The 13,543-nt window shown below is 43.1% G+C and carries 15 protein-coding genes; 12 read left to right on the plus strand and 3 right to left on the minus strand.

Translation table 11 applies throughout. From position 1 onward, the window contains the following. Nucleotides 1-51 precede the first annotated feature (51 nt). From V1497_RS09005 to V1497_RS09035, 7 genes are all read left to right on the plus strand, one after another. On the plus strand, nt 52-732 hold the full coding sequence (locus V1497_RS09005; protein WP_349410635.1) for a thermonuclease family protein: 681 nt from the start codon (nt 52-54) through the stop codon (nt 730-732). A gap of 119 nt (nt 733-851) precedes the next feature. Continuing rightward, nucleotides 852-980 carry an FbpB family small basic protein gene (locus V1497_RS09010; protein ID WP_349410636.1) on the plus strand — a complete coding sequence of 43 codons (129 nt, stop codon included), beginning with the start codon at nt 852-854 and terminating at the stop codon, nt 978-980. 89 nt (nt 981-1,069) lie between these two features. Further along, nucleotides 1,070-1,210 (plus strand): acid-soluble spore protein N, encoded by a 141-nt coding sequence (locus V1497_RS09015; RefSeq protein WP_349410637.1) that lies wholly within the window; start codon nt 1,070-1,072, stop codon nt 1,208-1,210. Between the two features lie 163 nt (nt 1,211-1,373). Continuing rightward, nucleotides 1,374-1,883 (plus strand): hypothetical protein, encoded by a 510-nt coding sequence (locus V1497_RS09020; protein WP_349410638.1) that lies wholly within the window; start codon nt 1,374-1,376, stop codon nt 1,881-1,883. Between the two features lie 129 nt (nt 1,884-2,012). After that, entirely contained in the window at nt 2,013-4,346 is a 2,334-nt protein-coding gene (locus V1497_RS09025; protein ID WP_349410639.1) for an AAA family ATPase, read from the plus strand. An 11-nt stretch (nt 4,347-4,357) separates the two neighbouring features. After that, nucleotides 4,358-4,789: a thioesterase family protein gene (locus tag V1497_RS09030; protein ID WP_349410640.1), complete on the plus strand. Its 432-nt coding sequence runs from the start codon at nt 4,358-4,360 to the stop codon at nt 4,787-4,789. A gap of 7 nt (nt 4,790-4,796) precedes the next feature. Further along, nucleotides 4,797-5,117: a hypothetical protein gene (locus V1497_RS09035; RefSeq protein WP_349410641.1), complete on the plus strand. Its 321-nt coding sequence runs from the start codon at nt 4,797-4,799 to the stop codon at nt 5,115-5,117. Nucleotides 5,118-5,151: 34 nt separating this feature from the next. Here V1497_RS09035 and V1497_RS09040 read toward each other — a convergent pair whose 3' ends face one another. Continuing rightward, nucleotides 5,152-5,454, minus strand: a complete 303-nt coding sequence (locus V1497_RS09040) for a HesB/YadR/YfhF family protein (protein ID WP_349410642.1) — start codon at nt 5,452-5,454, stop codon at nt 5,152-5,154. A gap of 154 nt (nt 5,455-5,608) precedes the next feature. Between V1497_RS09040 and V1497_RS09045 the strand changes: the two genes are divergently transcribed. Further along, nucleotides 5,609-6,490 carry a GDSL-type esterase/lipase family protein gene (locus V1497_RS09045; protein ID WP_349410643.1) on the plus strand — a complete coding sequence of 294 codons (882 nt, stop codon included), beginning with the start codon at nt 5,609-5,611 and terminating at the stop codon, nt 6,488-6,490. A gap of 9 nt (nt 6,491-6,499) precedes the next feature. Here the strand turns inward: V1497_RS09045 and V1497_RS09050 are convergent, their stop codons facing one another. Continuing rightward, nucleotides 6,500-7,903: a Na+/H+ antiporter NhaC family protein gene (locus V1497_RS09050; RefSeq protein ID WP_349410644.1), complete on the minus strand. Its 1,404-nt coding sequence runs from the start codon at nt 7,901-7,903 to the stop codon at nt 6,500-6,502. 90 nt (nt 7,904-7,993) lie between these two features. Between V1497_RS09050 and dat the strand changes: the two genes are divergently transcribed. From dat to V1497_RS09070, 4 genes are all read left to right on the plus strand, one after another. Further along, nucleotides 7,994-8,842, plus strand: a complete 849-nt coding sequence (gene dat, locus V1497_RS09055; RefSeq protein WP_349410645.1) for a D-amino-acid transaminase — start codon at nt 7,994-7,996, stop codon at nt 8,840-8,842. Nucleotides 8,843-9,191: 349 nt separating this feature from the next. Then, entirely contained in the window at nt 9,192-10,685 is a 1,494-nt protein-coding gene (locus tag V1497_RS09060) for a DEAD/DEAH box helicase (RefSeq protein ID WP_349410646.1), read from the plus strand. Between the two features lie 32 nt (nt 10,686-10,717). Further along, the gene (locus V1497_RS09065) at nt 10,718-11,209 is read left to right on the plus strand and encodes a metallophosphoesterase family protein (protein WP_349410647.1); all 492 of its coding nucleotides are present in this window, start codon (nt 10,718-10,720) and stop codon (nt 11,207-11,209) included. 24 nt (nt 11,210-11,233) lie between these two features. After that, nucleotides 11,234-11,794 (plus strand): GNAT family N-acetyltransferase, encoded by a 561-nt coding sequence (locus tag V1497_RS09070; protein WP_349410648.1) that lies wholly within the window; start codon nt 11,234-11,236, stop codon nt 11,792-11,794. 93 nt (nt 11,795-11,887) lie between these two features. Here V1497_RS09070 and V1497_RS09075 read toward each other — a convergent pair whose 3' ends face one another. Continuing rightward, nucleotides 11,888-13,480 carry a cation:proton antiporter gene (locus V1497_RS09075; RefSeq protein WP_349410649.1) on the minus strand — a complete coding sequence of 531 codons (1,593 nt, stop codon included), beginning with the start codon at nt 13,478-13,480 and terminating at the stop codon, nt 11,888-11,890. Between the last annotated feature and the right edge of the window lie 63 nt (nt 13,481-13,543).

The raw sequence follows: 13,543 nt of genomic DNA on the forward strand, positions 1-13,543 counted from the left end.
GCAGCTCCACAAAGGAGCTGCTTTTTTCATACATAGAGGAGTGGAATTTCTGTGAAGAGAGTCACCTTAAGTCTCGTATTGTTCATTTTCGCGCTTGCTGGATGTGCCGGTCATGAAAGCCCCGATACCTATGAAGTAACGAAGGTCATCGATGGTGATACGTTCAAAGTGAATTATGAAGGAAAAGAAGAAACCATTCGTCTTCTGTTGATTGATACACCTGAAACGGTCCATCCAAGAAAGCCTGAACAGCCTTTTGGAAAAGAAGCAAGTGATTTTATGAAAGATAAGTTATCCGGAGAATATGTACGTTTGGAATTGGATGTATCGGAGCGTGATAAGTATGGTCGGATTCTTGCATATGCATATGATGCAGAAGGTGAAATGCTGAATGAACAATTACTTCGTAAGGGATTAGCTCGTGTCCCATATATCTTTCCGCCAAACACGAAGTATGTTGATCGGTTCCAGGAAATCCAGAGAGAAGCTCAAAAGAAAAAAGTTGGAATATGGAGTATAGAGGATTATGTAACTGACGAAGGATTTCAGACCACTGAAAACACTAATGAAAACGATCCATCACAGTGTAAAATCAAAGGAAATATCAACTCAAGCGGAGAGAAGATCTATCACCTCCCAGGTGGTTCATCGTACGAGGTAACAAAGCCTGAACAAATCTTCTGTACGATTGAGGAAGCGAAAGATGCTGGCTTCCGACCTGTAAAAAGGTGATTCACAAGTCCCGGTAACCCTGAATTTTCGCACATCCTATAAACTTTCAGATAATTTGAATAAAAAGATTTGGAACTGGGAAGAATGATCATAGAGATCATTGTGCGAGGAGGGTACATATGCGTAAGGGCAATAAACGATCATTCAAAGAACTCGTTCTGGAGAATAAGCGCGAGCTGCTGAAAGATCAAGAAGCTATGGAACAGATTGAAATCAGATTAGAAAATCGGCATATGAAGAACAATTGAAAACAGGAAAACCTGTTTTCTTTTTTTTCGCAGATTAACGTAAGCCCTCAAGGAAAATGGGAAGCCTATGTAGGAAGGGAGCTGATGAAATGAGTAATCCGAAACGTCACCCGAAGGATTTCGTACCCAACCACATCGGCACGCAACAAAAGGCTGCTGGTGGAAACAAAGGGAAACAGATGAGCAATAAATCCGATGAACAACCGGATTATGTCCCTCCAAAGGGTTAAGTGAAGAGTATGTGGCTTTTACGCTACATGCTTTTTCATTTTCATGGATCCTGATTAGTCCAAGGATCTGGATAAAACAGGGTAAAAAAGATGGTCAAAAGCCCTCTTGAAATACGGTTAACATTCGAACCCTATGGATGTACGACGGGGAGGAATGGAAGAAATGACAGTTCAAGCAATGATTCAACCACTTGAAGTGACAAACAGAGATAAAAACGATCCATTCTATCGAAAGCTCGAAATTCATATGCAGCGTCTCGGGCATCTCATTCCGTTCAAGGAACAATTGAACTGGGATCATCCGATTACGAGCATTGAGCTTGGGGATCTAGAAACATTGAAGAATTTTAAGAAAAAGACAGCCAAAAATGATGGTGTACTGCTTTTATATGCGAAATTGACAAAAGGAACGATATATCAACATATTATCCTACATCCGAACAGTACCGGAATCTATTTACCTTTCCGGTTTGAGGATCCTTTTTACATGACGATTGGAAGTAAGAAAATATGGATCGGCTCATCCGTCCGTTTGCTTGAAGAGCTCGGGTGGTTGGAGTTGACGATGGCTGAAGAAGAAGATCAATCAATCGTCTCCTTCTGGAAAAACATGAAAGAAGCGTGTGAAACTTCAGTTGAGCATACGACACCGTTCATGCTTCAAACCTCATAATAGACATCCTTGAACAGACTGATCCGATTCGGGTCAGTCTGTTGTATTTTCAGGAAGCCTAAGTACGGAAGGAAGGGGAGTGAATGTGATATAATGGGACCGATTGGGAATTGCAGGTGGTGAACAAACATGAAGAATGCACATCGAGACCGAAAGAATAAAATAACGGACTGGATCGATGCTCTAAACAAGAAGGACGTTTATCCTCCGAATGTAGAGATCGATCTATTAAAACAGCTTCAATACGTGGAACAAGCGTTTTCTGCGGAAGAAGCTTATGAATTAATCGGAAAATTGAACGCCATGATCGTCAAGGTGAGAGTGGATCGAAGGCATGAGATCGATGATGCCATAAAGCATCGGGTTGAAATCGCATTGTCGCATGCCCGACAGGACACACTTGTGAATGATGTCGTTTACTCGGTTTATACCATGAAACTGAGACGATGGTTTGAAAAGATGGAATTACCTGTTATAAGAGAAACGGATAACGTGCCTGCTAAGCGTAAGGCTGCAGAGGACCTTATTCAAACGGCAAACACTGTCCTTGAAAACGAAGAGGAAATAGTGGCTCTCGCCAATCAAGCCCTCGTTTCAGCAAAGGTGATTGGTGATGTCGACCGTATGGATTGGATGAATTCGAGATATGGAGAGATTGAACACGTATTCCATGTTTTCCGTCGTCTTCGTGAGGTGACAGAGGAATACAGGTCCTCGTTATCCGGATCCTTCCATCCATCTGCCCTTCAGACAGAAATGAAGGAAAGAATCACAGAGATCCGCTCGATTCAAAGTGAATGGATGAATGAGGAACAAGAACAAAAGCAAGGTAGCACTGCTTTAATGCAGTTGAACGAAATGATCGGTATGGAAGAAGTGAAAGAACGGGTCCATAAGCTATACCAATTCTTGCAATTCCAAAAGCATCGGCAGCAACATGGCTATCAAATGAAGGATGAATTGAGTCTGAATATGGTTCTGACAGGACATCCAGGCACAGGTAAAACGACGATTGCGAGGTTGTTGGCAGCATTGTATCATGATCTCGGAATCCTTCCGAACAGTAAGGTGACTGAAGTTGATCGTTCACAGCTTGTGGGTGGATATGTCGGTCAAACAGAAGAAAATACGATGAAAGTGATTCAACAGGCTGTTGGAGGTGTCCTGTTCATTGATGAGGCATACACCTTGAAACGAGAAGGTTCATCAGGTAATGACTATGGGCAAACCGCTATTGATACATTGGTTTCAGCGATGACGAGCAGTGAGTATGCAGGAAAATTTGCTGTAATCCTCGCGGGATACCCGGAAGAAATGAGACAGTTTCTTCAAATGAATCCAGGACTGCAAAGTCGCTTTCCAGAAAGCAATCATATTTACCTTCCACAATACTCGAATGAAGAATTGCTTCAGATTGCTGAGAAGGTGGCATTTGAAAATGATTACACCTTCACAGAGGATGCACTTCTACGGTTAGAGGAAAAAATTGATTATGCCCGTGTGGATGATTCGTTCGGTAATGCCAGGACAGTACGGAACTTGGTTCTGGATGTCATCTTCCAAAAAGGGGCGAACATTGAAACGGTAGAGGATGCAACGACTGAGGATTTCACGACGATTGCAAAAGAGGATGTGAAATTACAGGAGCCTACCTTTGATGAAGATCCGGATGAGCAGCTGAAGCAGCTTGTAGGGATGGACAAAATAAAAAATGAAATGGAATCTCTAAGCGCATTTATTGAGGTCCAGCAATTACGTCGTGACAAGGGATTACCTACCGTACCCATCCAGCTCCATTCTGTATTTGTTGGAAATCCGGGTACAGGGAAAACGACGGTAGCATCAATTTATGCGAATTTGCTTAAGAAAAAGGGCTTCTTGAAACGTGGTCACTTGATTGTGGTTGGAAGATCGGATCTTGTTGCTGGCTATACGGGACAAACTGCAATCAAAACGAGGAAAAAGGTACGGGAGGCGCTTGGAGGCGTTCTTTTCATTGATGAAGCGTATGCTTTGTATAATCGTCAAGGTGCGGATTTCGGCAAGGAAGCGATTAATACCTTAGTGGAAGAGATGACCAAGCATAACGAAAACCTCGTCGTTATCCTTGCGGGCTATCCGGAAGAGACGAAACAGCTCCTAAATAGTAACCCAGGGCTTTCTTCGAGATTCAAGAAATTTTTCCATTTTGAGGATTATTCAGTAGCTGAGCTGATTGAAATCATGAAGAGGCATTCTCAGAAGTACGGTTATGTATGGGGGGAAGATACGGTTTCTTATTTGGAGGAATCGCTCACTGATATCCACATTGACGGAAATGGACGCTTCGCAACCGATTTGATCGATTTGACGATCCAGCTCCAAGCGCAACGGGTGATGCATGAAGCATTGACTCCAGATGAACAATCTTTGAACCGCTTGGAGAAAAAAGACTTCAAACAAGCGATACAATTGATGGAATAAGGAATGATTTCATGACAGTAACAAACACTGAAATAGAAGTAAGGTATGCAGAGACAGATCAGATGGGTGTTGTGCATCATGCAACGTACCTCGTCTGGTTTGAAGTAGGTCGCACCCAATTCATAAAAGACCTGGGGTTCAGTTATGCACAGATGGAGGAAGACGGTGTCCTCGCACCCGTCACTGACATTTCCATTTCGTATAAAAAACCTTTCCGATATGGGGAGACCGCTCGGATAAAAACATGGTTGGAAGAATATTCAGGCGTAAGGGCGATCTATGGGTATGCCATCTATAATGAGAGCGATGAGCTCTGCATTACTGGGTATTCCACACACGTCCTGGTTGATAAAGATTCGTTCAAACCACTTATCATGAAGAAGGTGCTCCCAGAGTGGCATAAGGCTTATACGAAGGCAGTGAAAGGGAAATCGAAGGGATAAGGACCATATGGCATTTGGGATCAGGCGTACAGAATTGGAAGCATGGAAACGAAAGGCTGAACAGAATGAAATCGCTTTTCTGACTCATTATTGGATTGATCCAAGATTCCCCGAATATGAAACAGTGACGAAGGTTGGGTGCAACGATCTTGATAAATTGATTGAATGGGGAAAATCACATGGCTTGAGGAAGGAATGGATCGATCACCATTCCGGTTATCCCCATTACGACCTTCTCGGTGAACGGCAATTGGCGATTTTACGAGCTGAAGGACAGTTTGAACAGATCCAACGGTTCAATTTGGATAAAAGAGTAGGAAACGAATAAAAAAAACACAGGATTTCACCCTGTGTTTTTAACATCAATCATGATCTTGTCCAGAATACTCGAAAGAGATTTCATCATATTTACGGCTGTATTTGATTTTAAGGTCATGATCATCAAAATACCAGATGTCCTTTTCTTCAATGAAGAACGTGATCCCATCAGATTCAAACGTCTTTGCTGGTTCAAATGGGGACTCTTTTGAAATACCGAGTGAATATCCAGATTGGACGGTACTACACCCTCCGACCCGTGCGAAGAATCTGACATGATCGCCCTCTGATAGATCGAGTTCATTGATGAACCATTGCACTGCTGGTTTCGTTATCGAGAATTCCATAACCGATCCTCCTATTCTCTATTGCGGACTTACTCATAGAACATATAAGTTGAATTCAATGTATCAACACGTACTTAGGATTGCAACTCATATGCAAGTGTGGGCCTATTTTATATTACAATAGTGGTAGATTGACCTAGATTGAGGGGATATAATGAAAAAATACAAGTGGATATACCTGATCCTCATCCCACTAATCGTTATGATTGGTTTTCTTCTTACGACGAATCAAATTCAGGACCAGCCTGAGTCTGACCCGGTTATCGGACCGATTGTCACTGAACCCTCCAACGATGAAGAAGAAAAAACCAAAGATGACGAAAAGCAGAATGACGAAGGTGAAAAGAAGGGTAAGAAAGATGATAAGAGTGAGGAAGTAACGGAGGCGGTCATTGAGGATATCCATATCGTCGGATTAGGGGATTCCTTGACGAAAGGTTCTGGTGATAAAACGAAAGGTGGTTATATCCACCCCGTTTCACAATACATTCAAGAGAATTCAGAAGACCCTGTCAGCATGAAGAATTTCGGCATCCACGGTCTGCCTAGCGAAAAGCTGGTCAAAAAAGTCGATAAAGAAAATGTCCAGGAGCACATCAAAAGTGCGGATCATGTCTTCATCACGATCGGTGGTAATGACATCCTGAACATTATTGAATACAATTTCTTCAGTTTGAATATGGACTTGTTTGAAACAGGGAAGGAGCGGTATCGGAAGAACCTGTTCGTTATTGTTCAGACGATCAGGACATTGAATCCCGATGCAAATATTTACTTGATCGGGTTATTCAATCCTTTCCATAACTTCTTCCAGGATATAAAGGAGATCGATGGGGTGATTGGAGAATGGAACGATACGGCCGAAATGGTTGCAGAAATTAACGAAAAGACGTATTACATCCCGATCGACGACCTTTTCACCGATGAGGATAGCGACGCGCTCTTCTCCAATGATAAATTGCACCCGAACCAAAAAGGGTACAGTAAAATGGCGAACCGTATCCAGGATTATGTACAATTGCCAGAGGAGGACTGATCCTCCTCTTTACATAATGAAGGTGATACCGAAATATAAAATAGCGGATATCCCTACTGCGATCAACGCGGCTTTAAGCTTGAACCTTGCGTATTCCATTACTTGAAGGTTTAAGATTCGACTGATCGTATTGATATCATCACTCAACGGGGACGCGAACGATCCGAAGGTTCCACTTGCAAATACTGCTCCGATTACGAGTGGTAATGAAACATCTGCCATGGAGGCCATCGAAATCCCCAAGGGCATGATGATACCCCACGTCCCCCAGGCTGAACCGATGAAATAGGAGACAGCTGATCCAAATAGGAAAAGGATCGGCGGGACAAGTATGGCTGGTATCCAGGAAGCATTTTCAGTGATGAATGCTGAAAAACCGAGATCCTCAGTAACAGATGCAAGTCCCCAAATGATTGAAAGCAGCAGAATGACGGACATCAGATTGTTACCTCCGAAAACGAAGCTTTCAATCAACATCTTTAATTCGAAATTCTGAAAAAGGTAGAAGAGGACTGTCAATAACGTCGTAATCAACAAGGCGATGACCATCGCATCTAAAACGTTCGCCTTGATAAATGCTTGGAAAAAACCAAAGCCTTTTTGAGCCCCATCATACCAGGTTAGAGCTAGCGTTAGGATGATGACGACGAATAGAGGAAGCAATAAATTCAATGGTTTTGACGGAAGGTCGAGTGAAACTGCTGGATCACAATTATGCCAATCATCTTCGTCCTTCTCATCGGAAGGCTCCTCTTGTTCTCCATCAGAAGAATGATGAAAGAAACTAAGATAGATCCCTACGAGGAAGATTGAGATGGCAAAGAAATTGAAGGGTATACTTTGGATGAACAGTCTGTATGGATCTCCTTCTAAATTTTGATTATGAAGACCGAGCTCAATGACTGAAACCATATAACCGACAAATGCGGTCGCAATCGGAATCAACACAATGATTGGAGTTGTGGTGGTTTCAATGACAAAGCCTAATTCTTTCTTAGTCATACTCACACGTTTCATCAATGCCCGCATGATCGGGCCGATTGTGACGAATCGGAAACTTGGAGCACTGAATGTTCCGAGTGTTGAGACATATGTTAGGAGTATAGCTTCCTTTTTCGTATCGACTCTTTCCGAAGCAGCTTCAACAAAGCCCTTGATCCCTCCGGCGATTTTGATCATACCGACAAGACCAGAAAAAACATAAAGGAAAACGATGATTTTGATGTTGTTCTTATCAACCAGTGCGGTTACAAGATAAGTAAGCATCGTTTCTATACCGCCGATCGGAGAAGGATTACTCAAATAAGCACCCGCAATCAGACCGACAAGGATACCTGGTAGTACTTGTTTCGTAAGCATGGCTATGGGAATGACTACTAAGAAGGGGATGATGGATATCCAATTTCCGTCCATGTAAATCACCTAAGTCCTTTATGATGTGAACTTTTATAGCTTGCGGATTCAATTGCATTTTATACTTTAGAAAAAACGGAGGGGAACACGATGATATTAGTACAAGACAAGTTGATGGAACAGAAGGAATTACATATCGGAATGGAAGATCGGGGCTACCAATTCGGGGACGGCATCTATGAGGTGATCCGTATTTACAACGGTTGTTTTTTCGGTATGGATGAACATTTGACACGTCTAGAAAGAAGTGCAAGGGAACTTCAGATGAGCCTGCCCTACGCAAAAGATTTGTTGAAAAAGCGTTTAGAGGATCTTGCAGCTGTTAACAATGTAAAAGACGGACAAGTTTATTTGCAGGTGACAAGAGGGGTTGCAGAAAGGACACACCACTTCCCGGATCACGCGGACGGTGTTCTTATCGCTTATACGAAAGAGGCTCCAAGACCTTATCAAAAAATGGCGGACGGCATCGGGGTCATCACGACAGAGGACATTCGTTGGTTGAGATGTGACATCAAGAGTCTGAACCTGTTGGGGAATGTGTTGAGTAAACAAAAAGCGAAGGATGCAGGGTGTGATGAAGCGATTCTAATACGGGACGGGATCGTCACGGAAGGAAGTTCATCCAACGTCTTCATTGTAAAAGAGGGTGAATTGGTGACTCATCCCGCGGATAACCTGATATTGAATGGAATAACACGCAATGTTTTGTTCAAGATTGCTGAAGAATCCCAGCTCAATGTCGTTGAAAAGAAATTTGGAATGGATGATTTATTGAATGCAGATGAAGTGATGATTACAAGTACAACAATGGAAATCACTCCTGTCGTCACCATCGATGGTAAACCTGTCCAAGACGGTAAGCCTGGTCCAATAACGAAACGATTGCAGGAAAAATTCAATCTCCGTATCCATGAAGTGCAAAGTGTTGAAAATTGATTTCTTGTTTTTCTGATACAACCATGATATATTTTAATCTGAATGAATAACCGGTAGCTCATATAATGAACGTAAACATGGTGAGGCACTTCCGGAACCGGGAAGTGCTTTTGTATGTCTTGAATCTCCAATTGTTTACGGAATTGAAAACAGTGGAACTTTCAATAATAAGAGCAAAGGTACTAAGCAAGGCAATGTTAGTCACTCGAATGGACATGAGTTCATATAGATTCGTATAATGACACCTCTTAAACGGGGGAATGAAAATCGGATGACGTTTGAGTTGAGCCGAACGTCACTTACTTTTTACATGCTAACGCTGCCTTCAATTAAAAAGGAGTTAGATGATTTGACAACATTTAAAGATTTAGGAATTGAAGCACGTACATTGAAAGCAATTAATGACATGGGATTCGAAGAACCAACCCCGATCCAAAGAGATGCGATTCCAGTCGCGCTTAAAGGAAAAGACTTGATTGGTCAAGCGCAGACCGGAACAGGGAAGACTGCAGCATTCGGAATTCCGATGATCGAAAAAATCGACAAGGATCAAACAGGTGTTCAAGCGTTGATTGTAACACCGACGCGTGAGTTGGCGATCCAGGTCGCAGAAGAATTGAACAAGATCGGGCATCACAAACGCATCCGCACATTGCCGATCTATGGCGGACAGCATATTGGATTGCAGATCAAAGCATTGAAAAAACGTCCGCAAATCCTCGTTGGTACACCAGGACGTTTATTGGATCACTTGAATCGAAAAACGATTCGATTAGGTGAATTGAAAACCGTCATTCTAGACGAAGCGGATGAAATGTTGAACATGGGATTCATTGACGACATCAAAGCGATTCTTGGTCAAATCCCTGAAGAACACCAAACGATGCTGTTCTCAGCAACAATGCCAAAAGCAATTCAATCCCTTGCGAACCAGTTCATGAAGGAAGACCGGGAAATTATCCGCGTAAAAGCGAGTGAGATGACCGTTACGAAAATCGACCAGCGGTATGTGAAAGTTCATGAAAAGGAAAAGTTCGATGTCCTATGCCGATTACTCGATATTCAGGCACCAGAACTTGCCATCATTTTCGGCCGTACGAAGAAACGTGTAGACGAAGTGACGGATGCATTGAACAAACGTGGTTATTCAGCAGACGGAATCCATGGCGATCTCTCGCAGCAAAAACGTGACCGCGTTATGAAGAAGTTCCGTACTGGCCGGGTGGACATCCTCGTTGCAACAGATGTTGCTGCTCGTGGAATTGATATCAGTGGTGTTACACACGTATACAACTTCGATATTCCTCAAGATCCAGAAAGCTATGTACACCGGATCGGACGTACAGGTCGTGCTGGAAAAACAGGAATTGCCATTACGTTCATGACATCCCGTGAATTCGATCACTTGAAGACAATTGAACAAATCACGAAGAAAAGAATGGAACAGATGACGATTCCGACGACGGATGATGCATTGGAAGGTCAACAGCGTATGGCTGCGGACCAATTGACGAATTCCATCAAAAATGAAGATCTGGAGTCTTATTATAGTGTCGCAGATGAGTTGCTTGCACAATACAACCCACGCGACTTGGTTGCAGCAGCGCTTAAAGGATATACGAAAGAACCGGATAAGACACCAGTTGATATTACACCAATCAAACCATTGGATTCCAAGAAAAAATCCAACAAAGGTGGCGGCGGTCGACCATTCAACAAAAACAATAAAGGGAAAGGTGGACGTCCTCCAAAGCGTGGAGGCGGCAACCGACCTCAAAACAACCGTTCTGGTGGAAGTCGACAAAACCGTTCTCACCGTTCTTACAAGCAACGGGTGAAATAAGAAAATTTAAGTAAAACAGGAAGTGATGCTTCATGAAAAAAATCCTCCTGTTAGCGGATACGCATATACGAACTTCTGGGAAACTTTTCCCAGAAGTTCTTTTAACAGAGATGGAAAAAGCAGATCTGATCTTACATGCAGGAGATTTCATTGAATCAAGTGTAGTGGAAGACTTGATGAAGTTTGCTCCAGTCGAAGCTGTATATGGGAATGTTGATTCCGAGGAACTGCAGGAAAAGCTTCCGGATAAGAAAGTTGTGGAAATAGAAGGTTTTCGGATCGGACTCGTCCATGGTCATCTCGGAAAGGGAAAAAGCACACCGGAACGGGCTTTGCGTTCATTCGAAGGCGAGGCAGTAGATGTCATTGTGTTTGGACATTCCCATATTCCTCATCATGAAGAGGTGGATGGGATAACACTTTATAATCCAGGATCAGCGACAGCCAAACGATTTCAAAAGAATTATTCATATGGTTGGCTGACGATTCATGACTCCCTCCAAATTGAGACACACTACTTTTAGTAATGTGTACAGGAGGGATGATGTGTGACGTTGAAACGTGAACCACACATTTATACATTCGAAGCGAAGGATGGAACAGATGTCACCATTCGCCCCGCGGATATACGTGATGCCGAGCAAATCATCAGTGCTGCTGAATCGATTGTTAGTACCCGTTCGTTCATCCAAAAGGAAGAGACACGTTCGCTTGAGGAAGAAAAAGCATTCATCACTGATATGAAGCTTTCAAACAACATGTATTCCGTTGTTGAGGCTGAAGGTAAGATTGTGGGCATCGCCCGTGTGATGAGAGGCGAGCTCGAAATGAAACGCCACTGCGGTGTTTTCCGTACCTGGGTGACCGAAGATGCGCAAGGGAAGGGAATTGGGACGAAAATCATGGCCTATACACTCGATTGGGGCCGGAAAGAAAATCTTCATAAGATTTGGCTGACAGTCTTTTCAAACAATCCGATTGCTTCAAAATTGTATGAACGCTACGGTTTCGTGTATGAAGGGACCCAGAAAGACCAGCTATGTATTAAAGGTGAATTTGAAGATGAAATTTACATGGCGTATTTCTTTGATCAGAGGGATCGTTGCTGATCACCCCATAATAATGATTAACCAAATGAAATAAAGCTTGAAAAAGACACGGACTGAGGGGTGATCAGTGATCACTCTCAGTCCGTTCATCGTTCATTCACTTTCTGTTTTATGGAGAGCGACTTGGTCCCCCATATTTTCCCGTTCGAGTAGGTCACGGATGAACCGTTTCTCTTCTTCTGTCACTTGATCAGATATGAGATGTCTGCTTTCCAACTGTTCAAGTGCTTCATGTTCTGCGTATAAGGCTTGACGGATTGCACGAGCCGTCGATTCTTTCCTTAATTCTGGCTCTTTTTCATAAAGGCTTTCAAGACGCTCATTCAATTCTTTTAATTCTTCATCGTATTGATTGACCAGTCGGTTGAAGACGATTGATGATAACGTTCCTTCCGCTGTCATTTTCTCAAGTTGTTTACGTCCTGAGTGATAGCGGTAAATTCTGCTTTGAATCCGGTCGTATTCCAGCTTCTCATCCTTGGTCGCTTTTTCACCTAAAAGTGCCACGAGCGGTTTGATCGTCAATCCTTGTACGATTAGCGAGAAGAAGACGACCCCAAATGCAAGCATCAAAATCTCCTCACGGAAGGGAAAGTCGATTGGAAGACTGAGAGCAAGCGCTAAAGATAAAGAACCCTTCAGACCACCCCAGTTGAAGATATGCTTCCACTTCTTGGGTAATGATCGGATAAAACCAATGGATGTATAGACAGCGATGCTTCGTGCCACCACAACGATCCCGATTGCGGCAAGAACTTGAAGCCAGTTTACCGCATCGAATATTCTCGTGATTTCCAAACCGACAAGCAGGAAGACGAGAGTGTTCGCCACAAGAGAAGCGACAGCCCAAAAGGTCCGGATACTTAAGCTCGTTGTCGGGCTCATACCGATCTTTTTCCCGAAGTTACCAAAAATGATACCGCTGATAACAACAGCAATTACGCCTGAAACGTGAAAGGCTTCTGCTACGAAAAAAGATCCGTAGAACAAAAGCATGGAAAAGACGATTTCCAATGGATAATCATCAAAGAATGTTGTAAGGCGTGAGAAGAAGTAACCGAATGCACCTCCCACGAGTAAACCACCGAGTACGACCTTCAGGAATTCACCTAGGGCGATACCGATTCCGCCTGCTCCCGCATCCAATATCGCATCAAATTGGTAGGCTGCAATCGTGAACAGGACGACAGCAAGTCCGTCATTGATAAGACTTTCTCCTTCCATCACAGTTGAAATCCGATGGTTAACGCCCATTGATTTGAAAATGGACAAGACACTGATCGGGTCTGTAGGGGCCATCAAGGCAGCAAAGACCAGCGCTGCCTGAATTGATAATCCGAGGAACAAAGCGGTCATCCATCCTGCTGTCACGAACGTAATGAATGTTCCGACAACGGCCAGCAACAAAATCGGGAGCTTGTTCTCCTTCAAATGTGAAAAGGGCAGGTTCAGCGTCGCTTCACCTAGCAGGGTTGGAAGGAAAATTGATATGATTGCAAAATGAAAAAATTCGTCTTCTGCAAAGGTTTCCTTCAACTCTTCCAACCCGCTATATGGCATAATCCCAATCACGACACCGATGACGACGAGGGCGATCGGATACGGCTGGTTCCATTTTTTCGCAACAGCAGTAATTCCAGCGGCAATCGCTAATAATAATAAGACCAGTTCAAATTGTGATTCCATACTAACTCTCCTCTCCCATCAAATTCTGACAAGTCATTTTGCTATTTTCAGTGTTACCAATAT

The organism is Pseudalkalibacillus sp. SCS-8 (assembly GCF_040126055.1).
GTDB classification, from domain to species: Bacteria; Bacillota; Bacilli; order Bacillales; family Fictibacillaceae; genus Pseudalkalibacillus; species Pseudalkalibacillus nanhaiensis.